General features: G+C 66.3%; 16 protein-coding genes. 15 read left to right on the plus strand and 1 reads right to left on the minus strand.

The window, feature by feature from the left end:
• A partial coding sequence (locus ACTQWE_RS02505) for a hypothetical protein (RefSeq protein WP_441921235.1) occupies positions 1-451 on the minus strand: 451 nt, incomplete at its 3' end.
• Positions 452-1241: 790 nt separating this feature from the next.
• On the opposite strand from ACTQWE_RS02505, the gene ACTQWE_RS02510 reads away from it, so the two are divergent.
• The 15 genes from ACTQWE_RS02510 (at position 1242) to ACTQWE_RS02580 (ending at position 25014) form a co-directional block, all read left to right on the plus strand.
• Entirely contained in the window at positions 1242-6401 is a 5160-nt protein-coding gene (locus ACTQWE_RS02510; protein ID WP_441857215.1) for a DUF4430 domain-containing protein, read from the plus strand.
• Positions 6401-7642 carry a DUF4430 domain-containing protein gene (locus ACTQWE_RS02515; protein WP_441857213.1) on the plus strand — a complete coding sequence of 414 codons (1242 nt, stop codon included), beginning with the start codon at positions 6401-6403 and terminating at the stop codon, positions 7640-7642. Before ACTQWE_RS02510 ends, ACTQWE_RS02515 begins: the two co-directional genes overlap by 1 nt.
• 1 nt (position 7643) lies before the next feature.
• Positions 7644-8615: an energy-coupling factor transporter transmembrane component T gene (locus tag ACTQWE_RS02520; protein ID WP_441921237.1), complete on the plus strand. Its 972-nt coding sequence runs from the start codon at positions 7644-7646 to the stop codon at positions 8613-8615.
• Positions 8612-10180 (plus strand): ATP-binding cassette domain-containing protein, encoded by a 1569-nt coding sequence (locus ACTQWE_RS02525; RefSeq protein ID WP_441921239.1) that lies wholly within the window; start codon positions 8612-8614, stop codon positions 10178-10180. The genes ACTQWE_RS02520 and ACTQWE_RS02525 overlap by 4 nt, the downstream gene beginning before the upstream one ends.
• A 35-nt stretch (positions 10181-10215) precedes the next feature.
• A complete protein-coding gene (locus tag ACTQWE_RS02530; RefSeq protein WP_441856697.1) occupies positions 10216-10890 on the plus strand; it encodes an ECF transporter S component in 675 nt (224 codons plus the stop codon).
• A 94-nt stretch (positions 10891-10984) separates the two neighbouring features.
• The gene (locus ACTQWE_RS02535) at positions 10985-11986 is read left to right on the plus strand and encodes an SGNH/GDSL hydrolase family protein (RefSeq protein ID WP_441856696.1); all 1002 of its coding nucleotides are present in this window, start codon (positions 10985-10987) and stop codon (positions 11984-11986) included.
• Between the two features lie 156 nt (positions 11987-12142).
• Positions 12143-14455: a C39 family peptidase gene (locus ACTQWE_RS02540; protein WP_441856695.1), complete on the plus strand. Its 2313-nt coding sequence runs from the start codon at positions 12143-12145 to the stop codon at positions 14453-14455.
• Positions 14456-14646: 191 nt separating this feature from the next.
• Positions 14647-15444 carry a YebC/PmpR family DNA-binding transcriptional regulator gene (locus ACTQWE_RS02545; RefSeq protein WP_090861396.1) on the plus strand — a complete coding sequence of 266 codons (798 nt, stop codon included), beginning with the start codon at positions 14647-14649 and terminating at the stop codon, positions 15442-15444.
• A 103-nt stretch (positions 15445-15547) separates the two neighbouring features.
• Positions 15548-16588 (plus strand): J domain-containing protein, encoded by a 1041-nt coding sequence (locus ACTQWE_RS02550; protein ID WP_441856694.1) that lies wholly within the window; start codon positions 15548-15550, stop codon positions 16586-16588.
• A 170-nt stretch (positions 16589-16758) separates the two neighbouring features.
• On the plus strand, positions 16759-17877 hold the full coding sequence (locus ACTQWE_RS02555; RefSeq protein ID WP_441856693.1) for a glycosyltransferase: 1119 nt from the start codon (positions 16759-16761) through the stop codon (positions 17875-17877).
• A 69-nt stretch (positions 17878-17946) separates the two neighbouring features.
• On the plus strand, positions 17947-19536 hold the full coding sequence (locus tag ACTQWE_RS02560) for an MBOAT family O-acyltransferase (protein WP_441856692.1): 1590 nt from the start codon (positions 17947-17949) through the stop codon (positions 19534-19536).
• Positions 19523-21025, plus strand: a complete 1503-nt coding sequence (locus tag ACTQWE_RS02565) for a hypothetical protein (protein ID WP_441856691.1) — start codon at positions 19523-19525, stop codon at positions 21023-21025. The genes ACTQWE_RS02560 and ACTQWE_RS02565 overlap by 14 nt, the downstream gene beginning before the upstream one ends.
• Positions 21022-22542: an amino acid adenylation domain-containing protein gene (locus ACTQWE_RS02570; protein ID WP_441921241.1), complete on the plus strand. Its 1521-nt coding sequence runs from the start codon at positions 21022-21024 to the stop codon at positions 22540-22542. The genes ACTQWE_RS02565 and ACTQWE_RS02570 overlap by 4 nt, the downstream gene beginning before the upstream one ends.
• A gap of 99 nt (positions 22543-22641) precedes the next feature.
• Entirely contained in the window at positions 22642-22896 is a 255-nt protein-coding gene (locus ACTQWE_RS02575) for an acyl carrier protein (RefSeq protein WP_441856689.1), read from the plus strand.
• 69 nt (positions 22897-22965) lie between these two features.
• Positions 22966-25014 (plus strand): DUF6541 family protein, encoded by a 2049-nt coding sequence (locus tag ACTQWE_RS02580; protein ID WP_441856688.1) that lies wholly within the window; start codon positions 22966-22968, stop codon positions 25012-25014.
• Positions 25015-25074 lie beyond the last annotated feature (60 nt).

Below are 25074 nucleotides of genomic sequence, written 5' to 3' on the forward strand. Positions count from 1 at the left end.
CCGCCCCCGCGGGCGCCCCGCCCTTCCGCGCTCGCGTCCTCTTCCCCGCTGGCATCTTCCTCCCGCCCCCGTCCCCGGCGTCCGCGGCCATGCTAGCGCGCTCGCGCTCCTTCCGCGCCCAGCGGCCCACGAGCGAGCCGTTCGGGAGCCCCAGCGAGCGCGCGACCTCCCCGCTGCGCCTGCCGAGCCGCAGCAGCCTGAGCGCCTCCTCCCTGGTGTCCGCCGGGTAGCGCTTGTGCGGGAGGTGCCTGCCCGCGCAGGAGTGCGGGACGCGCACCGGCTCGACCTCGAGCGCGCCCTCCCTCGCCTCGCGCTGCCACCTCGTCAGCGTGTGCCTGTTCGGGTGGTTCCCCCAGAGCCTGGCGGCGGTCGCGGGCACGAGCCCCTCCGCCCACATCGTCCTCAGGTAGTGCGCCCTCTCCTCGTCGGTGTACCTCGGCGTCCCGTCCATGGCGGCCTCCGTCCCGACCGCGCCCCGCGCGGTCCAACTTTCTGCCGCATTTCCCATCGGCGAGTTCCTGCCATGGTTGGAATTCTTATGGCACACGTCGGCCGCGAGTTTGCGGGGTCCCGCGCGTTTCTGCCTCATGTGTACCGCCTGGGCGCGTCTCCCGTACACATGAGGGGCGAGTTTGCAGGCCGCCCGCGAACTGGGGGCAGGCGTGTACCGCGGGGGCGCCTCCCGGTACCCGCCTGCCCCGAGTTTCGTGCGGGCGTGCAAACTCGGCCCAGGTGTGTACCGGCACGCAGCGCCGCCCGTACTCGTGGGGCCCGAGTTTCGTGCAACCGTGCAAACTCGGCGCAGGTGTGTACCGGCGCTGGGTGCCGTGAGCCCCACCTGCCCTCTTTGCCTGCGCAGCACGCTCGAGTTCTGCTCGAGGCTCCGTCCCGCTTGCCTCTGAGGCCGGCCAACGAGTGGCGGCCCCCAGATTCTTGCAAAGATGTGTCCATACGCGCCCCCGAGCTCGCCGTGCGCTCCCAGCTGCTAGAATCGACCTCACTTAACAGAACCTGAGGGCATGGTCCAAAGCTCATAGGCCTAGGCAAAAGGATTCCGGTTCAACCCCGGATCAGCGCGAACTATGCTCACACAGTGGCAGCCCGTCGGCGCGATCCAGTCGTGCGCGTCCGTTGCGTCCATTGGCGCACGGGCGAGAAGGACGTGACCTGCCAGATGGGATGCCTTCCTGGCTTCCAATCCTGCGTGCCCTCACAGTTTCCCATGGGAAGGAGAGGGCAGGATGCGTTTTCCCAGCAAAAAGGGCATTGCCGCGCGTGCGGCAACTGCGGCGCTCGGCTTCGTGCTCGTCCTGAGCCAGGTGCCCACGGCGGCGCTCGCAGAGGCGGCGGGCACCGCGGACGCGCAGGCAGTGGCCGGGCAGCCAGCCGAGGCCACGACGGGCGCAACCGACGCGCCGGTCGAATCGACCAAGGCTTCCACCTCGGAGGAGGCACCGGCACCGCCCGCGAGCGCACAGTCGCACGCGACGGCGACTGGTTCGTCTGCGTCCTCTGCGGCGACGCCGTCCGCGTCCAAGCCGACTTCCACGACCGCGTCCGCGCCTGTCCCCGCAGCCGGCGCCGCGCCCACGTCAGGCGCTCACGTGGCCGCGCCGACCGCGACGGTCGCCGCGGTGGTGCCGGACGTCGCGCGCATCACGAGCGCCAGCGGGTCGCAGGTCCGCTACGACACCGTCGTCGCCCCGGGGGCCACGCTCACGGCAAACGCCTACACCACGGAGGAGGACGACTGGGGCGACGAGGACGAGACCCCCGTCGCCGCCTCCGCATACGCGGACTACTCGTATCAGTGGTACCGCGGCACCACCGTGTCGTACGGCACCAATTTTGATTCCTATGCGCCCATCGCGGGTGCCACGTCGCGCAGCTACGTCGTGACGGATGCGGACGCAGACGCGTTCCTCGCGTGCAAGCTGACCTTCACGCGCACGGACGGCACGCGTGGCGAGCTCTGGAGTGACAGCTCCACCGGCAAGGTGGCGGACGGCCGCGCCACGCTCGACGGCGCCAAGGTCACCGGCACCGCAAAGGAGGGGCAGACGCTCTCCGCCTCCGCGTACGTCGCGAGCGACTGGGGCGGCACGCAGCCGGCGGACTCGTCCGCACCCATCGCGTGGCAGTGGCAGCAGGCAGATGCAAGTGACGGGGCGTTCGCGGACATCGCCGGCGCAACGGAGCCGACGCTCACCCTCACGGACGCGCTCGTCGGCAGGTTCCTGCGCGTGAGCGCCACGTCGCGCAACAACGTCACGTCCTCCGCCGTCGGCCCCGTCGTCGCGCGCGGCACGCAGCAGGACGAGGAGCTGCTGGCCCAGGCCGTGCAGGCGCTTGCGTCCGACGGCTTCAGCGGGTACGTCCCGTCGCCCGTCTACGGCACGGACACCAACGTGAACGACATGGTTCGCGCCCGCCTCGCCACGCTGGGCGAGAAGTACGCGGACGTACGGGTCGCCACCCAGTCCGTCGAGACCACGGCCACGCCCGACCCCAGCCAGCGTGGCGGCATCTCCTGCGACGCGGCAGACAACGGGAAGGTCACGTTCTTCTCGCTCAGTCCCGCAAAGAAGACGGTGTCGACGGCGACGTCGGTGCTGCGCCAGGTGAGGCCCACGTTCAGGCTCACGTATGGCACGGCGACCGCATGGTACACGCCCGCGAAGTTCGTGCAGCTCGATTGGGATGCGGAGGCCATGTCCGCAGAGCTCGACGCCGCGGCGGACTCCCTTGCGCCCGCGTACGCGGACGGCGATGCCGCAGACTCCGTCACGCAGGAGTTCGCTCTGCCAAACAAGCTGGGCACCGGCGTGAGCGTGAGCTGGAAGACGTCGGACGAATCCGCGCTCGCGCTTTCCGGCTACTCCTGGGACGAGCAGACAACTGCGACCCCCAACGTCACGTCCACGGACCAGCGCGTCACGCTCATGGCGACGGTGAGCTTCTCTGGCTCGGACGCGCCGCGCGCAAGCGTCACGCGCAGCTTCGAGGTCACCGTCAAGGGCGACCCCGGCCTCGTGCAGCGCCAGCTCGCGGAGGCGCAGCAGAAGCTGGACGACAACTTCACCTACAAGAACCTGGGCTACGTATCCTCGGCGGACGGCGACCTCGACCCCGCCGCCGTCACGGGCGACATCCAGCTGCCCACCACCAGGACGCTGGGCACCAGGCGGCTCGATTTCGACGTCACGGTCAGCTACTCGTCTTCCAACCAGACGCTGCAGATAAACGGATACCGTGCGAACGTGCTGCGTCCCGTCGAGGGCGCAAGCGACGCCACCGTGGAACTCACGTGCAAGATCGCACTCAAGGACGACCCGACCAAGTACGTGACGAAGTCCCTCTCGCTTGCCGTGAAGCCGCTGGCATCCGGCGACGTCGACGCGGAGCTCGCGCTTTTGCACCGCGTGCGCGACCAGTTTGGCGCGCGCCTGCTCGATGGGCAGGACGCGGGTGCCGTCACGCGGAACCTCAGGCCGTTCATGGAGGCCTACCAGGACGCCTCGGGCACGCTGGGCTGGGCGGAAAGCGTCACGGACGCGGATGCCGTGCACGGCATCGTCGCGGCGGAGCTTCCGGGGTACGACTCCATGGGGCCCAGCGACCAGGGTCGCACGTTCGCCTCGAGCGAGCCTACCGTCGTCAGCAACCAGACGCTGCGCGTGACGCGCCCCACGTACAACACGCGCGTGCAGATAACCGCAAACCTCGCGAGCGAGAAGTACGGGGCGTACTATGCGCGCTACAAGGACGACGCGGGAGTCTCTGCGGAGCTGAAGGCGAAGCTTTCGGAGCTCGCCGGCACGCAGGCAACCGCAAGCCTCACGGTGAGCGGCACCACGGGGAAGGACGCGCCGTACGTGCAGGCAACCGCAACCGTGATCGGCGTGGACGCGTTTGGCAAGACGGAGACGTGGGCCACGTCCACGCAGAAGCTGGACTCTGGCTCCACCGCGTGGGACCTCACGCGCAAGACGCTTGCCGCGCGCGGCATCACCAACGTTGCGCAGGATACCGACTATGGCACGTACCTGCAGACCGTCACGTCGCCCACCACGGGCGCGGCGCTTGGCTACGATGCCGGCACCGGGCGCTACTGGCAGCTGTTCGTGAACGGCAAGCCGTCTGACGCCATGGCAGACGCCGTAAAGGTTTCCGACGGCGACAGCGTGGTGTGGTACTACTCCGCATACGGCGACCAGCTTCCCGCAAGCGACGCCGCAAACGTCACGGCCTCCGTCAAGGTGGTTGGCCCCAACGCCTTCGGCGAGAGCACGAGCTGGGTGGGCCAGAGCGAGGCGAGCGTGCCTGCGGGCACCACGGCCGCGCAGCTCACGAAGGCGGTGCTTGAGCGCAACGGCATGACCTGCGACGACATGGTCGGGACCATCAGCGCGGCCACGGGCGTGCTTCCCAACGGGAAGGCGTCCCTGGGATACGCGCAGGACGCGGCCGGCAACTGGAGCTGGTGGCAGTTCTACGTAAACGGCAAGCTCGCCAGCGACTACGCCGCCCAGTACGTGGTGCAGCCAGGTGACAGGATCGAGTGGTTCTTTGGCAGCTACGGAGAAGAGCCTCCCACGCAGGACGTGACCGTCACGCCGGACGCGCCGCGTCCCGACTTCGCGGCGGAGTGGGGCGCGTACAAGGGGGCGGACGGCACGGGCACGTCCACGGCCGACACCCCCACGAGCGGCTCCTCGCTTGCATGGGCCTGCGACCTGGGCACGGCCGGCCAGACGTTCATGAGCGACCCCATCCTCGTGAACGGCCAGGTGTACATTGCCGTTCGCAACAAGCTGCAGGTGCGCGACGCCAAGACCGGCAAGATCGTGCAGCAGGCGGACCTCGCGGACCGCGTCGAGTCCACGTGCCGCATCGCGTACGCAAACGGTGTCGTGGTGGTGCCGCTGCGCAGCGGCCGCGTGCAGGCGCTCACGGCAGACAAGCTCAAGACCGTGTGGCTGACGGACGCGCTGCCAGCGCTAGGCGGTGCGGCGCAGCAGCCAATATCGACCCCGCTGGTGCGTGACGGCTATGTCTACCTGGGAACCTCTGCTGCCGGCTTCGACGGATCGTCACTTGGCGGCACGCTTCTGGCCCTCAACCTCAAGGACGGCTCCGTCCGCTGGCAGCAACAGAAGACCGGCTCCGGCTACTACTGGGCAGGCGCCGCGCAGACGGTCGCGGGCATACTGGTGGCAGACGACGGCGGAAACCTGACGCTGCACGACGCATCCACGGGCAAGGTAGCTGCGACCTTCTCGCTTGGCGCGCCCTCCCGCGCGGGAATCGTCGCGGCCGAGGGCGGCACCGTCGCGTACGCGGTCACGACGGACGGCGTGCTGCACCGCATCGCCATCGCGGCGGACGGCTCGCTCAGCCAGACGGGCACCGCGAAGTTCGACAACGCGAGCACGTCCACGCCCACGCTCTCCAACGGCAAGATCTACGTGGGCGGCGCGGACCGTCGCGTCGCCGGCACGGGCAGCATCAGCGTGATCGACGCACAGACGCTCAAGGTGGAGTGCCACGCCACCACCACGTCCGCCGCGAAGGACAACGCCATCCCCGGCGACGTGAAGAGCGCGCCGCTTGTGGTGACGAGACCGGACGGCACGTACGTGTACTTCACGAGCAACGGACGGCCGGGCGGCGTCTTCATGTACAAGGTGGGGCAGAGCCACGTGACCCTGCTGTACGTGCCCGACCAGGCGCAGCGGCAGTATAACATGGCGAGCGTCGTGGCGGCTGCCGACGGCAGCCTGTACTTCGTGAACGACTCCGGCTACCTGTTCAAGCTCGCCGGCGCTAGCGCGGCGGACGTGCTTCCCAGCCAGGAGATTCCGGGGCAGGCCGCCACGACGGATTCTGGCAAGGACTCCGGTAAAGACAGCGAGAATTCTGGCAAGAACGAAGGCTCGCGGGGCGAGAAGGACAAGGGCACTGGGTCCGCGCACGCCGCGGGTACCGGCAACGCCGCTGCGGGCGGCAGGGGTGGCAACGGCAACGCCGCCACGAAGTCGGGCTCGGCAAAGCCTGGCTCGACGAAGGTCGTGCGTGGCGCGGCGTCCCCTGCGGGCGCGAAGGAGTCCGGTACCGCCGCGACGTCCGGACCGCTGGCGCTTCTGGACGGCGTCGCGTCCGACGTGCTTGGCATACAGGTGCAAGACGGCGCGTCCGAAGGCGCCTCCGAGGGGACGGCGTCCATGGGCGACGCAGCGGCAGATGCCTCGGCAAAGGCAACTGCAAGCAAGGCGGCTGCGGCCGCATCGTGCGGACGCACCCTGCCCATCTGGCCGGTCATTGGCATGGCGCTGGGCGCCGTGGTCCTGATCATGGCGCTGCTGCGCAGGGGCAAGCGTGACGAACGGGGGACGAAGTAATGGCAGACAAGCAGGAAAACCTCGACTTCAAGTCCGCGAGCACCGCCTCTGGCGCCGGTGCGCAGGCAGCTGGCGGCGGTGCCGCGCCAAACGGTGGCGGTGCTGGCCGTGGCGGCATGCGCGCCGCCCGCGTAGCCGCCGCGGTGCTGGCCGCAGCGCTTATCGCGTTCTGCGCGTGGTCGATGAGCGAGTACGTGCAGGGGAGGGACCCCCTCGCGTTTGCGACGGGCTCGACGGCCAGCACGGGTGCCTCCGCACAGCGCAAGGCATCCGCAAGCGCGGCGAGTGCGAAGAAGTTCTCCGGCGCCGGCACAAAGACGGCTGCCATCGATGAGGCCGCCGTGAAGTCCGAGCTCAAGCAGCTCCGCCTTGGCAAGGAGGACCTTGCCGTCACGGGTGACGTGCGCGTGGTCGTGACGGAGCACGGCGTATGGGTGGAGCACGCCCAGGACCAGAAGGCAGAAAGCCTCGTGCAAGACGCGGCGCGGCGCACGCTCGCGCTTGCGCGGTGGGTGGCAAACCGCAAGGCGGATGCGACCGTCACGTGGATAGAGGAGGATGCGTCGGGGGTCGTGCGCATGAGCGTGGCCCTGCCTTCCGCATCCGCAGCCAAGGTAAAGGGTGCTGACGTTGCGCACATCCTTTCTGCTGCAAGCGGATATGCCATAGACCACAAGTTGTATGCGCAGCTAGGAAAGCAGTCCTTCTCGGCCGAGGGCGGAAAGGCGCCCACGTTGCCAAGCGGTAGCACGCTTGCGGTTGGTACGGCGGCAACGACGGGCGCACATGACGGCTCGAGTGCGGACGGATCAGCAAACGGCTCTTCAAGCGGCGAAAATGCAAAGGCCTCGACCAGATCTGGCCGGGCGGCGGGTGGCGCCTCGGGCGAGAAGGGCGCGGCGTCCGGATCTGCGGCCACATCCGGCTCCGGCTCTGGCTCCGGCGGCAAGGGCACGGCTGCCATGACGGTTTCCGTATCGATAAACGGGGCCGGTTATAGGGTGAGCCTGCGCTCGGGCGCCACGGCGTACGACGCGCTTCTGGCCACGGGCGCCTCCGTGGAGAGCGGCGCGTACGCCGGCGGCGGCACGTGGGTGACCGCGATCAACGGCCTGGGGCAGGACGCGTCGCACGGGTGGACGTATTCCGTGAACGGCTCGATGCCCGGCATGATGAGCGACCTGTATGCCGTGCACGACGGCGACTCCGTCGTGTGGAGCTACGTCACGTCGGGGCAGTAGCGTGGGGCGGGCGCAAGACAGGTGCGAGCGGGGTGCCGCCGCGCGCGGCGCCGGGGCGCGTCCCGCGGACGAGTCCCGCGCGGACGTGGCGTTTGGGCAGAGCCATCCCGTGGTGGCGGCCGTGTATTTCGCGGCCGTCATCGGCATCGGAACGCTCGTGACGCAGCCCGTGTTCGTGGCCATCTCCGTCGCGGGGGCGCTGCTGTTTGGCGCGTGCCTGCAGGGCGCGCTGTCCACGGCGCGGCGCCTGCGCTGGCAGCTGCCCATGGTTGCGCTTGTCTGCCTGGCGAACCCGCTCTTCTCGCACTCCGGCGCCACGGTGGTGGCCACGCTTGGTCCCGTGACGGTGCGCCTAGAGGCGCTTGCCTATGGCCTATGCATGGGAGGCTCGCTTGTATCCATGCTGCAGTGGGTGTCGGACGCGGCGTGCGTGCTGACGGAGGACCGCCTGCTCGAGCTTTCCGGAAGCCGCCTCCCCGTGGTGAGCACCATGGTGTCCATGGCAATCCAGCTGGTACCGCAGCTACGACGCCGCTACGGCGTCGTGAGCTCCACGCGGGCGGCATGCACCTGCGCCCGGACGCCCGTGGCCGGGGGGCCTGCCGCTGCGCCCGCGCGCGGCGCGAGCCGCATGGGCTACGTGAATGCCTCGACCGTGCTTATGGCATGGGCGATGGAGGATTCCGTGGAGCGGGCCGATGCCATGCGCGCCCGCGGCTGGGAGGTGGGCGGCCTGCGCTCGCGCTACCGGTTGCAACTGCTGCGCGCGCGTGACGTCGTGCTGGCCACTGCCGTGGGGTCTCTTGCACTTGCCTGCGCGCTGCTTGCGTGGGTGGCTCAGTCTCAGTGGAGCTTCTATCCCAACATGCCGGCGCTCGTGCCGTGGTGGGGCTATGTGCCGTATATGGCGCTGTCGTTTGGGCCGACGGTTGTGACCGCGGTCGGGCGCGTTCGCGAGGGGAGCCTGCGATGAGGGTCAAGACGTTCGGGGGAGAAGGACCGCGGCAAAGGGCCGTGGCACGTGCGGAGGGCCAGGCCGCCGGGCCCGCGGCGGCGCGGCCGGCGCCCGACCGCGCCCCGCAGCCGGCGCTCGAGCTTGAGGACGTGTCCTTCTCGTATGCCGTGCCCGCGGGGGAGCCCGCGGGGTCAGACGTGGTGTCGCACGCGAGCGCGCGCGTGCCGGCCGGCGCGTTTGCGCTGCTGGTGGGCGGTACGGGATCCGGCAAGACCACGCTGCTCAAGCTGTTCAAGCCAGAGATCCGGCCGCAGGGCGCGCTTTCGGGCGCCGTGCGCGTGCTTGGGCGCGACGCGGCCGCGATGTCCCCGCGCGAGTCCGCGGAGAGCGTGGGCTACGTGTTCCAGAGCCCGGACAGCCAAATCGTGTGCGACAGCGTGTGGCACGAGCTGGCCTTCGGCCTTGAGAACCTGGGCGTCCCGCAGGACCAGATGCGCCGCCGCGTGGCCGAGACCTGCTACTTCTTTGGGATGGAGCCGTGGTTCTACCGGCGCTGCGCGGACCTTTCCGGCGGGCAGCGGCAGCTGCTGGCGCTGGCGTCAGCGCTCGCGATGCGCCCGTCCGTGCTGCTGCTGGACGAGCCCACCTCCATGCTCGACCCCGTGGCCGAGAAGAGCTTCCTTTCGCTTCTGCGCCGCGTAAACCGCGAGCTGGGCTGCACCGTGGTGGTGGCGACCCACGCGCCGCGCGCCATGGTGGACTTCGCGAGCATGGCCTTTTGCATGGAGGGCGGCCGTCCGCGGCAGGTGCCGCTGGACTCCCTGCGAGAAGAGCCGGCGCTCATTGCCGCGGACGGGTCCGCGGGCGCGGCGTCTACCGCCGTCCCCGGCCCCGCGCCGCGCGCGTTCGCCGCGGTGCCGTCTGCCCCCGTCGTGAGCGCGCGTGACGCGTGGGTGCGCTACGGGCGTGACGGCGCGTGGGTGCTGCGCGGTGCGGACCTGCAGATGTCCGCAGGCGAGGTGCGCGCCGTCGTCGGCGGCAACGGTTCTGGCAAGTCAACGCTGCTCATGGCGGTCGCGGGCATGCTGACACCTCAGCGTGGGCGCGTCGCAAACGCGCTTTCCGGCTCGCAGGCGCTTCTGCCGCAACAGCCAAAGGCGCTGCTGTCGCGCCCGAGCGTGGAGGAGGAGCTAATGGAGTGGGCGCCCACGGCCGGCTACGACCGCGGGCGGATGCTGAGCGTCGCAGCATCGTTTGGCCTGGAAGGCGCCCTCGCGCGGCACCCGTACGACCTTTCCGGCGGCCAGCAGCAGCTGCTGGCGCTCGCGAAGCTCCTGCTCACGCGGCCGCGGCTGCTGCTTCTGGACGAGCCCACCAAGGGGCTGGACCACGCGGCGCGCTCGCTTGTGGCCGCGCACGTGAGGCAGGCGGCCGCGGGCGGCGCGACGGTGCTTCTGTCCACGCACGACGTGGCGTTCGCGCGTGCCGTGGCAGACAGCTGCTCGCTTCTGTTTGACGGGCAGGTGGCGCTTACGCAGCCGGCGTGGCAGTTCTTTCGCGAGTCTTGGGTGTGGCGCGCATGAGCGGGCGGCAACCACGCCGGGGTCGGCGTGCGCGCGTGCTGCGCGCGCTGGAGCCCGTGGCGCTCATCGCGGTTCCGGCCGTGGCCGGACTTTGCGCCTACCTGCAGCTTTCTGCCACCGGAGGCCTCGTTCTTCTCGTCACGCTGCTCTGCCTCGCGCTTTTCTTCACAAGCTTCGAGGCGTCGCGCCCGGCGCTCAGGCAGATCCTGCCCACGGCGACCCTGGGCGCCGTCGCGGCGGCCGGGCGCATCGTGTTCGCGCCGCTGCCGGACGTCAAGCCGGTCTCGGCCATCGCAATCGTGGCGGGGGCGACCCTGGGACGGCGCAGCGGGTTCTTGGTTGGTGCCATCGCGGCGCTCGTGTCCAACTTCTTCTTTGGACAGGGCGCGTGGACGCCCATGCAGATGTACGCGTGGGGGCTCGTGGGCTACCTGGCGGGTGTTCTGGCAGACGCGGGCGCGCTCCGCCGCGGCTGGGCGCTGTACGCGTACGGCGCCGCGTCCGGCCTGCTGTACGGCCTGCTGCTCAACGGTTGGTACGTGCTGGGATACGTGCGGCCCATCACGTGGCAGACCGTGCTTGCGGCGTTTGCGCTCGCCCTTCCCCTGGACGTGACGCACTCCGTCGCCACGGTCGGCTTCCTTGCGGCCATCTGGCTGCCGTGGCGCCGCGCCATCAGGCGCGTTGTCGCAAAGTACGGCCTGCGTTAGCGGCGCGCGGGCGCACCTTGCATCGCATGCACAGCGTAGCGCCGTGGTACTGCTAGAATCTTCTGCAGGCTCATACGGGAAGAGGGTGGCAGACGTGGCCAAGCACATGGGCGAGAAACGCGCGGCATCCAAGGCGCAATCGACGTTGCGGGCGAGGGGGTCGTACGGCGGGGCGGCCTACGGGCAGCGGCCCGTGGCGCGCACGCTTGTCACGCTGCTCGTGGCGGCCGCCGCGTGCGTCGTCATCGTGGCGCTGGGCGAGCTCGGCATCCTGCACTACCCAAAGAAGCCCAACCCCGCTCCCGCAAAGTCGGCTGCGACCGTCTCGACTGCCAAGGATTCCTCTGGCAGGAAGTCGCAGGACTCCGGCACCTCCGCCGCGGACGCGAGCACGTCGGACGCGTCGGACCCCTCATCGTCCGCGGCGGCACCCTCGCCCGTGGTGAGCACCAAGCTCGCGGACATGTTCGCCAAGGGCGAGGTCAAGTCCATTCGCGTCCTGGGCGACAGCATCACGGCGGGCCTGGGCTGCGACGGCTACGACGCTCCCTCGGATACGGGAACCGTCGTGTACTCTGGCCCCCAGGGCAGCTACCAAGAGAGCGCCACCACCGTCTCAACCTGGGCAAACGACTTCAGGGCGTACGCGGCGCAGCGCGGCGTCACCAACTTCGTGAACGCGGGCGTCTCCGGCTTCAAGATGCAGTACCTGGCGGAGGACCCCGCCGCGTGGCTCGGCGACGGCGCGGACGTGATCGTGGTCATGCTCGGCACCAACGACGCGGCGCGTCGCACGTCAGACGAGTTCTGCGCGGACGCGGAGATCGGCCTCAAGGCTGCGGCAGCCAAGTGCAAGCTGCTTATCGTGGTGTCCCCTCCGCAGAACCGCCGCACGGACGCCACGAACAACTTCGACATGCAACGCGCGGACCAGGTCCTCACGTCGCTCTGCAAGATGAAGGGCTACGTGCACGTGAGCTTCCTCGACACGCTCCAGCTCGATTCAGAGGACTTCAACGCCGACGAGCTCCACCCCACGACGGCCGGCTCCCACAAGCTGTGGCAGGCGTTCAAGACGCAGCTCGGCCTGGTGTAGCCCAAACGCATTGCCACTTCTTGGCGGCGTCTTGTCCCGCTGTTCTACGTGCTGCGTCGTGTGTCTTGACGATTGGATTCACAAATGAGGCCTTCTTCCTTTTTCAGGGGTGCTGCAACGGCGTTCATACTTTCCGCGACCTTAGGCGCTATGCCCATGGCGGCGCTTGCAGCGGAGCTCGAGGTCGATGCGTCTCCTTCGGTCGAGCAGTCCTCGGAGACTCCAAGTGGCGCCACCCAGCAAACAACGACGCTCCCGCAGTCCGCGGAGGCCCAGGCGTCGGATGCGACGTCCTCTTCTGGGCCAGGGGAGAAGAACGGACCCTCTGAGCTCGCAACCTCTACCGGGGATCTTGCGACCGAGCAGGACGTTGAGAGCGCATCGGACTCTGGGGGCAACGTCGAGGCCGGTGCGAGTGCCGGGTCTTCCACGCAGCAGGATTCTCATGAGGTACAGGCCCCGGCCATCGAGGCGACGGCACACGTCCAGGACAGAGGCTGGCTTCCCGAGACCTCGCAGGGAGACGTGGTGGGCACGGTTGGCCAGGGCAAGCGGCTCGAGGCGGTACGGCTCTCGGTAAAGGCGCCGGAGGGCGCGACCTACAAGGACTCCGACATCCGCTACCGCGCACACGTGCAGAGCGTGGGTTGGCAACAATGGGTGAAAGGTGGCCAGGTCGCTGGTACCGTGGGTAGGTCGCTCAGGATCGAAGCCCTTCAGGTCGAGCTTTGCGACGGCACGGACCTCGCACGCGACTTTGAGCTGTGGTACCGTGCGCACGTCCAAAACGTCGGCTGGATGGCATGGACAAACAAGGGGCCCGTGGGCAGCACAGGGCGGTCGCTTCGACTCGAGGCGGTCGAGGTCATGCTCGTACGCAGGGGAGAAGAACATCCATCCCCGGATGGACAGGCGTTCCTGGACGGAACGTACGTCTCGGTCGCGGGGCACGTGCAGAACCTTGGCTGGATGAAGCCCACCACGACAAATGGTCAGACTGCCGGCACGACGGGCAAGGGGCTGAGGCTCGAGGCGCTTCGGGCACGAGTGGGCAACGCTTGGGTAGACGGCGAAGTCCGGGTGCAGGCGCACGTCCAGGACGAGGGATGGCATGCATGGTCAGACTCTGGGGTTACCGCCGGAACCGTTGGCAAAGGCCGCAGGATAGAGGCCCTGAGAATGGAGTTGACGGGCGACCTCCAGAAGAACTACGACGTGTGGTATCGCGTTCATGTTCAGACGCTTGGCTGGATGGGCTGGGCAAAAAACGGTGAGGTTTCCGGAACAACGGGGCTCTCGGCACGCATGGAAGGCGTGCAGGTCGTCCTTACCCCTAAAGGCGCATCGTCCCCGACTACCCAGGGACAGACGTTCTCCCTGGCACAGCTCGGCACCCAGCAGATCGAATACAACGTATCCCAATTCGACGACAATTGGGGAAACGTTGTGCAGGACGGTTCCCCTGCGGGCAGCACGGGGCAGGGCAGGCCGCTTCAGGCGTTTCTCGCAAGGCGGTCGGGAAACTCCTCTGAACTTCCGGGCGACGTGCGATATCGTGCGTTCGTGCAGAACAAGAGGTGGCTCGACTGGCAGGACGATGGAGGCCAGGCTGGTACGGTTGGCGAGGGGCTGAGGCTCGAGGCCGTGCAGATGAGGCTCTCTGGCGAGCTCGCGAAGTACTTCGACGTGTACTACCAGTCACATGTCAGCGGTTATGGCTGGCTCGATTGGGCACGCGACGGGCAGACTTCCGGCAGCGCCGGTTACTCACGCGCGATTGAGGCGCTGCGGGTCAAGCTCGTCCTCAAGGGGGTCGACGCGCCTGGAAGGACGGCGCGTCCAGCAGTTGTGAAGACGTCCGTCAGGCGGGATGGCGGAACATGGCGCGTGTACGGCGAGGACGGCTCCGTGTCGAACCTGGGCACGATTGCCATGGGCACCCGCTACATCAACCAGGTCTCCGAAGGGGCGATCGAGGGCTGCGAGGCGGCGTCGCTCCTCATGGCGCTCTGGTCTAAGGGATATCTCACGAACGTCTCGTACCACACCTTCCTGTCGTGGATGCCCTATGCGTCAGACGGGAACCCAAATCACGGCTTCGTTGGCTCCGTGTGGTACAACTCGCCGGCAATCGACTGCATGATGATGCCCGCGGTTGCGAGCTGGGGAAGTCGGTATGCCCACACGAAGAACCTTACCGGCTGCTCTGATGAGGCGCTCATCGGAGAGCTCGTCCAGGGGCACCCCGTGGTCGTGTGGACCTCGGTCGCGTTCAAGCCCAGTCATCGCGTGCACTACTGGTGGGGAGATTGCAAGTCTGCAAACCACGTGATGACCCTTTTGGGCTTCAACCCCCACACGAACCAGTTCTACGTGGCTGACCCGTACATGGACGGCAAGCTCTGGGTCTCGTGGGACAAATTCATGCAGACCTGGCGCGTTCTGAGAGGTGCCGTGTCCGTCTGGTAGCGTCTTAAATGGCGGGCGTGGTAGGGAAGGGCACCGGTTTGCCGCGTCCTTCTCGCCCCGCGCCTTTCGTGCTTTTTGCGCTTTTTGCAGCCTTTGCGAACGTGGCGGCCGGCAGGCGGCGCGTCCCTTGCCCGCGTGGGCGCTATCGAGTATCATCTTTGTGTTTTTGCCAATACCAGAAGGAGTTGTGTATGTCCGGACACTCTAAGTGGGCTACCACTAAGCACAAGAAGGCCGCGATCGACGCGAAGCGTTCCGCGCTCTTCTCCAAGCACTCGCGTAACATCACCGTTGCTGCTCGTACCGGTGGCGACCCCAACCCGGACAACAACGCCTCCCTCGCAGCGGCCGTCGCCCGCGCCCGCATGGTCTCCATGCCGAACGCCAAGATCAAGGCCGCGATCGACAAGGCCTTTGGCTCCGGCGCCGACGCCGCGGTCTACAAGGAGGTCACGTACGAGGGCTACGGTCCCGCCGGCACCGCCTTCTACGTCGAGTGCCTGACGGACAACCTCAACCGCACCGCGGCCGACGTGCGCTCCGCGTTCACGCACGCGGGCGGCAACCTGGGCACCGCGGGCTCCGTCTCGTTCCAGTTCACCCGCAAGGGCTCCATCGCCGTGGAGAAGGTCATCGTCTCTGACGAGAAGAAGGTCGCCGACAAGGAGAACGCCGTCGACGAGGACGAGTTCATGATGGCCGTTGCCGAGGCCGGCGGCGAGGACTACGAGGACGCGGGCGACCAGTGGATCGTCTACACCGCGTACGACAAGATGCAGGACGTCCAGAAGGCGCTCGAGGCCCAGGGCATCGAGTGCAAGGGCTCCGAGCTCACGATGGTGCCGAACACCCCGACCAAGCTCGAGCTTGCTGACGCCAAGAAGGTGCAGCGCCTGATCGACCGCCTGGAGGAGCTGGACGACGTGCAGAACGTCTACACCACCATGGAGGTCTCCGACGAGGTCGCGGCTCAGCTCGACGAGGACTAGTACCAAAAGCCAACAGTGTTGCGCGCGCGGCGGCCCCCGGGTCGCCGCGTTTTGTGAAGGGGGAAGTCCGCGTCGTCGGACGCGCCCCGACCAGGGAGGCAGCTTGAGGAAGCAGGACATGACGCAGGCGCAGGCCGAGAAGATCCTCGACCTGCCGGAGCGCTACACGAAGTCCGACCTGAGGAAGCGCTTCATGAAGCTCGCCCAGCGCTACCACCCGGACAACGCCGCGACGAACGGCATCAGCCCCGAGGTGGCCCAGCGCAAGATGACGCAGGTGAACAAGGCGTACGGCCTGCTGAAGACCCTCTTCGAGGACGATGCCGCCGCGACGGTCCAGCGCGACCTCGTGGGCGGCGACCCCGGCCGCTACGGCGTGGGCGTGCACTTTGACCCCATGGGCCAGCACGCGCGCCAGACGGCTGTGGACGACTCGCTGTTTTGGGACGAGCACGGCAACCCCAGGAGCGCGGTGGCCGAGAAGGCCGCAAACGACGCGGTCGACGCGGCGCCGGGGACGCATCGCCTGCGTCGCTTCCTACTTGGCCCCGTGTTCCTGCGGGTGGTCTGCGTGGCCGCGCTCGCCCTTGTGTGGTGGAACGTGTTCCCGTGGGCGGGGGGCCGTGCGGCGGGATTCGACGCGGCGCGCCTCCAGACGCTTGCGGACTGGGTACCGCTCCTGTGCGCGACGGTGTATCCCACGTACTTCCTGGCGTACGAGGCGCTGACCGGGCACGTGTCCGGCGTCGTGCGCGAGGCCATAAACGGGGCGGTGTCGCTTGCGACGGGCGTGCACGTGGAGGTCCGCAAGAGCGGCACGTACACCTCGGAGCTCACGAGCCTCATCCAGAAGCAGTGGTACGGCCCGCTCATCCTGCCGCTTGCGGCGTGGGTGGCGTCCCTTGGCCTGGCGCAGGGCTCCGGCTGGCCGCACTACGTCCTTCTCGCCCTGGGCGCGCTCATGGCGCTCGACGCCCTGCTCTCGACGTTTGGCATGGGCCTTGCGGACAGCGTCGCGCGCCATGCGGGCGACGCCGCGGAGAAGTGGTACGTGCAGGCGCGCATGGACATGCTGAAGCGCTGCGGCCAGTGGGGGAGCCCCGCCGGCGCGCGTGCGGGCGGGGCGCGGCACGGCAGGGCGTAGCCTGCGGCGCGTGCGGGCGCCGTCCCGCCCTACCTACCCCATCTGCGCCGTTCTGGGGATATCATCGAGTTTCCGGGCGGTTTTTCTGCTGTAATATCATCGGTTACCGAAATACGTAGTTTGACTATCGCCGCCGCGGCGCCGTCAGCCGCACGGACATGGAGGATCGAATGCTAGAGGACGCCAGCTCGAAGGTCTCCGTCATCGTCCCGATCTACAACGCGGGCAAGTTCCTGAGGCAGTGTCTGGACAGCATCTGCAACCAGACCCACCGCGAGCTCGAGATCATCCTGATCGACGACGGCTGCACGGACGGGTCGCCCGCCGTGATCGACGAGTACGCCGCCCGCGACCCTCGCGTGAGGGCCGTGCACAAGGAGAACGGCGGGTATGGCGCAGGCTGCAACCGCGGCCTCCAGATGGCCACGGGCAGGTGGGTCTCCATCGTCGAGCCGGACGACTACCTCGACCTGACGATGTACCAGGACATGCTGGACTTCGCCGCCACGTTCGAGGACCAGATAGACATCGTGAAGTGCCCGTGGACCGAGGTCGCGCGCTGGGACGACCCCGCGCGCACCAGCACGCGCCCCTGCCAGCTCGCCTCGAGGATGGTCACGTGCGAGAAGCCGTTTACGATATCGGACCGCCCGATGCTCATCGCGACGCACCCCTCCATCTGGTCCGCCATCTATCGCACGGACTTCATCAACGAGAAGGGCATCCGCTTCATCGAGTACCCCGGTGCGGGCTGGGCGGACAACCCCTTCCTGATCGAGACCATGTGCCAGGCGTCGTCCGTCGTCTACCTGAACGAGTGCTACTACAACTATCGCATCGACCTTCCGGACAGCACGCGCAACCACAAGACGCCCGACCTCGTTACCAGGCCGTTCGACCGCTGGGTCACCATGCTCGACGTGATCAGGCGCCTGGGTATCACTGACCCCAAGGTGCTCGCGGCGCACTACGACCGCGGCTTCACGTACGCGTACGGCGCCGAGTACGACGACGGCAAGGACAACCCGCTGGTCGTGGAGGGCGAGAAGCGCATCTTCGGCATGATGGACCCCGCCATAGTGGAGCGCATGTGCGAGCTTCCGCTCAACAGGCTCCGGCGCTACTGCGAGCTCATGGGCAGGCCCATGCCGGCGCACGCCGGGCTCGCCCGCGGCGCGTACCTGCTGGGCAGCACCAAGTCCACCGTGGATGCCTTCGGCCTTGGCAAGGTCGTCTCCATGGTCGCCCGTCACGGCCTCATCACGGTGACGGACAAGATCAAGCGCTAACGTATCTGTCCCTCGAGGCGTCCCGGCAGGCCTGGAGTTGCCTCTTCGCCTAGGAGTTCGATCCCTGACATGGAGCTCTTCTCGCTCGCCTTTGTGATCTTCGTCGTGCTGGCCCTTGCTGCGTACTACGCGGTCGGGGCCATGCTCGGCAAGGGGCAGTGGATCGTCCTGCTCGTGGCGAGCCTCGCGTTCTACTGCATCGCCGGGGGCGTGCAGGCACTGGGCTTCGTCCTGTTCGCATCCCTCGTGACGTGGGTGGCCGCGCGCTACCTTGGCGCGTGCGACGCGCGTTGCAAGGTGGCGCGCAAGGCGTGCGCGGACCGCGCGGAAAAGAAGCTCGTAAAGGCACGCTTCCTCAGGCGCAAGCGTGTGGCCCTCGTCGCGGCGCTCGTGCTCTGCCTTCTGGTGCTGGGCTACGCCAAGTACTACAACGTCATCCTGTTCAACTTCGGGTTTGCCAGGAGCCCTCGATCCCTGGGCATCCTGCTTCCGCTGGGGATATCGTTCTTCACGTTCCAGTCGCTTGGCTACCTGATAGACGCGTACAACGGCCGCTTTTCCCCGCAGGAGAACTTCGCGAGGTACCTGCTCTTCGTGAGTTGGTTCCCCCAGCTCATCCAAGGCCCCATCAACAAGTACGAGCAGACCGGTCAGGCGCTGCTTCGCAGCCGTCGCATCCAGGACGTAGACTGCCGCCGCGCCGCGTTGAGGCTCGGCTACGGCGTCTTCAAGAAGGTCGCCATCGCGAACCTGCTGTTTCCCACCTACGACTCCATCTTTAGCGGTGTGAACGTGCACACGCCCGGCAACGTCATCGTGCTGGGAATCGTCGTCTACTCCGTCTACATGTACGCGGACTTCAGCGGCGGAATCGACATAGTCGAGGGCATTTCGGAGCTCTTCGGCATCCAGATGGCCCAGAACTTCAGGCAGCCGTACTTCAGCGTCTCGCTTTCCGACTTCTGGCGCAGGTGGCACATGTCGCTCGGCGCGTGGATGCGCGACTACCTGTTCTACCCGTTCGCGCTGCTCTCCCCGCTGCAGCGCTTCGGGAAGTGGGCCACAAAGCACCTGGGACGCCATGCCGGCCGCACCCTTCCCGCGTGCATAGCCAACATCGTCGTGTTCCTCTGCGTGGGGCTCTGGCACGGGGCGGAGTGGCACTATGTGCTCTGGGGCCTGTACAACGGCGTCATCGTCGCGCTGGCGGACCTCCTTGCCCCCGCGTTCTCGTGGTGCGCGGACAGGCTGCGCATAGACCGCGGCTCCAGGGGCTTCCACGTCTTCGCCGTCGTTCGCACGTTCCTCGTGGTGCAGGTGGGGCGCTACTTCGACTGCGTCGCCAACGTGACGGCCCTTGGCATCTGCCTGCGCAACACGCTGTTCAGCTTCAACTCCACACCCCTTTCCACCGCGCTTGCAGCGCGCGGCATCCAGCGCGTTTCGACGCTGGGCTTTCCCAAGCTGACCATCCTGGCGTGCGTCATCGTGTTCGTCGTGAGCCTCCGCTACGAGATGGGCCACGACGTCCGCGACGACCTCCTTGCGGCCCGCCTGCCGCTGCGGCTTCTCGTCTACGGCGCGTGCCTTGCCATCGTCACCCTCGCGCTCCCCATGACCGTCACGAACGGAGGTGGATTCCTCTATGCGAACTTCTAGGAAGGATGCCCCGACGTCTGCCGCCGATCGCCCCACGGGCGAGAAGGACGCACGCGTCTCGCCCGCGGCCGAGTCCCCGGCGCACGGAAGGCGCCGTCGCCTGCCCGGGTGGGCGGTACTTCTCGGCGTGGTAGCCGTCCTTCTGGGCGTGGACGTCGCGCTCAGCTACATGATGCTCACGTACGGCGCAGAGTCCGAGGCCATCTGGAGCTCGTACTACCAGGCGCGCGACCGGCGTATCGACACGGTGGTCGTCGGCTCCTCCTACGCGGCGCACGCGATCGACCCCGCGGCGCTCGACGCCTCGCTTGGCAGCAGCTCGTGGTCGCTTGCCATGCCCGCGCAGGACCCGCGCGGCTCGTACCAGGCCATCAAGGCCGCGATCGAGGACCACGGCATCCGCCGCGTGGTCTATGGCATCGGCGTCGACACCATGATCGAGGACCCCTGGCCAAACGCCGCCGTAGTGAGCACGCTCGCCAAGATGCAGGGCGAGCCCCTCGGCCGCAAGGTGGAGGACGCGGCCTCGCTTGCGACCGACCCCGGCTTCCTCGCAAACCACAAGTCGCTCGGCGTCATGTTCCCCTGGACCATGGGTACCATCGGGTTCTCGCGTCCGGGCATACGTGCCAACCTCGACAGGCGCGCCTCGGGCAGGGACCCGCTTTCCGCCGCAGAGGGCACGCTCCCCGGGTGGAACTACCGGGGGCAGGGCTACGGCAACGCTGCGATGGTGCTCGACCCAACCAACGTGGGATCGTACTGGAACCCGCCCGTCAAGACCATGCACCACCTCAAGGTCAACGAGGACGACGTTCTGCGGATGCTCGAGCTCTGCCAACAACACGACGTGGAGTTCGACGTAGTCGTCGTGCCCCAGCCCTCGTACTTCGCGCTCGGCTACGGCGGCATGCTTTGCAAGGAGCGCGCCGCACTCGCGCGCCGCGTCAGGCGCGCCGGCGGCCGCTGGCTCGACTACTCCATGGCGCGGCCCGACCACTACCGTGCCCGCGACGACGAGTGGATGGACTTCGGCCACCTCAACTTTGCCGGCGCCACGCGTTTCTCGCGCGTGCTCGGCAGGGACGTTGCCCTCGTCGAGCGGGGCCCCGCGCGCCGGCAGGGCAAGAAGGACGGTGGCCTCGGCTCGTCGTTCTTCCGCTACGACCAGCTGGATGGCATGCTTTGCAGCTACGAGGGTCTCTCGGTCGTGACGCTCAGGGCGTCGGTGCTCATGGACGGCCGCGTGCGCGCCAAGGCGACGCCGGTCGCCGCTCCGGGCACCAATGTCGAGTACCGCTTCCAGCTCCTGGACGGTTCGGGCGCGGTACTGTCCCAGACGGCCTATTCCACAAGCCGCAAGGCGGAAATCAGCCTCCCCGGCTACCAGGTATACAAGGTGCGCGTGCTCGCAAGGCAGAAAGGCTCGGCCAAGCCGTTCGAGAGAACGGCGACGGTCGTCCTCAAGAGTGGGGAGTCCAACGAATGACGAACGTTCTCGAATGGCTAGAGGCATCTGCCCTGCGCCTTCCCAACAAGCCTGCCGTGGCAGATCCCGCAGGCGCCATGACCTTTGCGGAGCTCCGTGCCGCGAGCGCCTCCGTAGGCACCTGGCTTGCCGGGCGCATGCGGCCACGCACCGCCGTCGCCCTCTACCTCGAGAAGAGCCCGCTCGCGCTCGCGGGCATGCTCGGAGCGGTGTACGCGGGAGGGTTCTACTCCGTGCTGGACGTCCGCCAGACGCCAACGCGCCTGGCGTCCATATGCCAGAGCCTCCAGCCCGCCTGCATCCTCACGGACCGCGGCAACCTCGAGCGTGCGCACCAGCTGTTCGATGGCCTGGGATACCAGGTCGCACCGCTCGAGGACGTCGCCTTGACCGCCACGGACGAGGACGCCCTTCTCGCCATCCGCGCCCAGGCGACGGACGTCGACCCCCTGTACGTCAACTTCACCAGCGGCAGCACGGGCACGCCCAAGGGCGTCGTAGTCGGCCACCGCTCCGTCATCGACTTCATCCCCACGCTCGACCGCACCTTCGGTATAGGGGAGGACGACGTCCTTGCCAACCAGGCGCCGTTCGACTTCGACGTTTCCGTCAAGGACATCTACTCGGGGCTCCTCCAGGGCGCGACGGTCCGCCTCGTCCCGCGTGACTACTTCGTCAACCCCACGCAGCTCATGGACTACCTCTGCGACACCGGCGCCACCACGCTCATCTGGGCGGTCAGCGCCCTCTGCTTCATCTCCATCATGGGAGGGCTCGACTACCGCGTGCCCAAGTCCATCCGGCGCGTCATGTTCTCCGGCGAGGTCATGCCGCCAAAGCAACTGCGCGAGTGGCAGCACCACCTGCCCGGCGCCCAGTACGTCAACCTCTATGGACCAACGGAGATCACCTGCAACTGTACGTACTTCGTGGTGGACCGCGTGTACAAAAAGGGCGAGGTCATCCCCATGGGCCAGCCGTTTCCCAACGAGAAGGTCTTCCTCCTTGGCCCGGACGATACCTTGGTCAGCGAGGCGGGCGTGGAGGGCGAGGTCTGTGTCAGCGGCACCGCCCTCGGCCTTGGCTACCTCGGCGACCCCGATCGAACGGCCGAGGCGTTCGTGCAGAACCCGTTGAACGATCGCTGGCTCGAGCGAATCTACCGCACGGGGGACCTTGCCACGTACGACGACGCGGGAAACCTCGTCTACGCCTCGCGGAAGGACCACCAGATCAAGCATCTAGGGCAGCGTATCGAGCTTGGCGACATCGAGGCCGCGGCGCAGGCGGTCGAGGGCGTGCAGCGTGCCTGCTGCCTCTACGACCATCGCCGCAAGCGCATTCACCTCGTGTACATGGGCGACGTGCCTAAAGAGGAGCTCTTCGGCGCCCTCAAGGTCGCCCTACCACAATATATGGTCCCCAACAAGGTCCATCAGACGGAGCAGTTGCCTCTCACCAAGAACGGTAAAATCGACCGGCGGGCGCTCGAAGAGGCGGTCGGCATCAAGCGCTGAGCGCATCTGCCCTAGAATGCTCGTATACGGCATGCCCGCATTGCCATCGACATTCCGTCAAATTAGCTCGCTCATCCATTCGAGAAGAACGGAGACACCATGTCTGATAGCGTTACCAAGTCCGAGGTCATCGACATCCTCAAGGATATCGAGGAGGACGTCGACTACGATAACTGCACTGCGCTCTGGGACGAGCGCCACCTCGACTCCTTCGATGTGCTTCAGATCGTCTCGGCCTTCGACGACGAGTTCGACATCAAGATTCCCGCAAAGGAGATCGTCCCGGAGAACTTCAACAGCGCTCAGGGCCTCACCGACATGGTGAATCGCCTTATCGCGGAGCAGGACGAGTAGCCCTTCGCTCTGCCAACTTTGCCTACCGAAGGCTTCCTATACATCTCGATGTCGAATTGAACGGTCCAAATGGTTTTCTTTATGACATGCGCTGTCGCAGCAGCGCTGCTCTTGGTTCCCGGATTTCTGCTGCTCCGTAGCGTAGGATTCTCCCGCGCGTGGGCGTTGATGCTTTCCCCGTTGCTTACGATCAGTGTCATCGCCGTTCTCGGGGAGGTATTTGCTCGCATTGGAATCTTTTCAAATGCTGCTTCCGTTCTCGCTACTTTTCTCGTCGTGGACATGGTTCTAATAATTGGACTACGGGGATGTCGTGGCGGTCTGTGGTGTGACAAGCAGCTTCGTCTTCCAGATATCGAATGGAAGACCCTTGCCCTATATGTGCTTGTCGGATCGCTTCTGGGATACTATCTCTTCTATCGCTGCATACCCAGTGGGGGCGCACTGTTCCAGAATTGGGACCTGGGTCATCACATCAATGTGACGCGAGCGATGATTGACTCTGGTCGATTCTCATCGTTCGGCACGAGCGCGTACATGACAGCGAGGGACATTGGGATTTCCCCACTAGGCGTTGGCGGTGGCTTCTATCCCTCGGGCACTTATTTCATCTACGCGCTGGTGCATGAGGTAACCGGATTCGATCTCGCAATGTGCATTAATGCGACGAATATCACGTTCTGTGCTTTCGTGTATCCGTTGGGCGCGGTAGCTGCACTCTCAATGCTTTTTCCGAATGATCGCAGAGTGTTGCGTGTCGGTGCATTTTCGTCACTATTTCTCGTGGGGTGCCCATGGAACCTTCTCACGTTTGGCCCTCTGTATCCCAACCTGGGTGCGATGGCTTGCGTGCCGGCGTTCCTTGTCATTTTTGCATTCTTAATTTCTGCGCGCATCAAGAGCGTGTCGGCGCGTCTATGCCAGCTTTTACTGTTTCTGCTAGCGGTATTCGGATTGCTTTCGCTTCATCCTAACAGCTTGTTCAGCGCTGCTATCCTTCTTGTCCCCTATGTATTCCATCGTCTATGGGTTTGCAGCGGAATCCGTATCGGTGCGTCTCGTCCGATTTCCGGACGTATTTTGGCGGCTTTTTTCTCGATGCTTTGCCTCGTGCTTTGGTTTGCTGCCTATCGAGCGCTTTCGGTCTTGACTCCTGGCGTAATAAATATGAACTGGCCATCTTTTGCCGGGGTGTGGCAGGAGATTGTCAACATTTTTACCCAGTCGTATCTTGGTGGCTTTGACGCGAATTCGGTTGCGAACTTCGTTCCAGCGATTCTTGCAGTTGTCGGGATTGCTCGCGTGGTTCGAGACGATGACCACAGTTGGATTGTGGCTTCGTATGTGCTTGCCTGCATCATTTGTTTTGTCGGTGCGACTACTGACGATACTTTCAAGCACTTCGTTGCTGGGTTCTGGTATACGGATCCCGTTCGTCTTGCCGCGACGGCCTCCATGGCGGCCGTGCCCCTTGTGACCGTGGGCGCCACGAGAGCGATATCCGTCGTTCTGGAAGGCATCGAGAAGAACCAGGGTACTCCCGAGAAGGGCTTCTTTGCACGTGAGGCGGTTTCCGTTTTCGTCCTAGCGGCGCTTGTGTTCATGCCACCAGTTCCGTTTCCGGGATTCCCGGTGCTGCCAACTGCGTTTGGCGGATATCGCCAGTCAGTTCACGATCGCTACTCTTCATCTTCCCCCCTCAGTGATTCCGAACGGGATTTCCTTTCTCGCGCAAGCAAGATAACAGGTGATGATCTGGTCATCAACAATCCTTGGGACGGAAGCCACATTGCGTATGGCCTCACGGGCATGAGGACCTACTACCGGGGCTTTACGGGATTTGGTGGCAGTGGGGAGAGCGCCGAGAGCAAGCTTATTCGAGAGCATCTTGACGAGTACGCTAGCAGGGCTGACGTGCGAGATGCCGTAAAGAAGCTGAATGCGAAGTATGTCTTGGTCCTAGACAAGCCGTCAGAGCGTGGAACCTACATTATGTGGACCAATCCTGATCCGAACCTTTTCAAGGGAATTAGGCGCACCGGCTCCTGGAGTCCTGCATTTACCGAGATTCTCACCAGCAATGACGGCACTTCGCACCTGTATAAGATTTCGCAGTAGGCATGTCGCCTCTATTGCCTTTGCGAAGGGCAGCTCGCATTTGCTAATCGACAGGTCTGC

The organism is Parafannyhessea sp. LCP19S3_B1 (assembly GCF_052121955.1).
In the GTDB taxonomy this organism is placed as follows: Bacteria; Actinomycetota; Coriobacteriia; order Coriobacteriales; family Atopobiaceae; genus Parafannyhessea.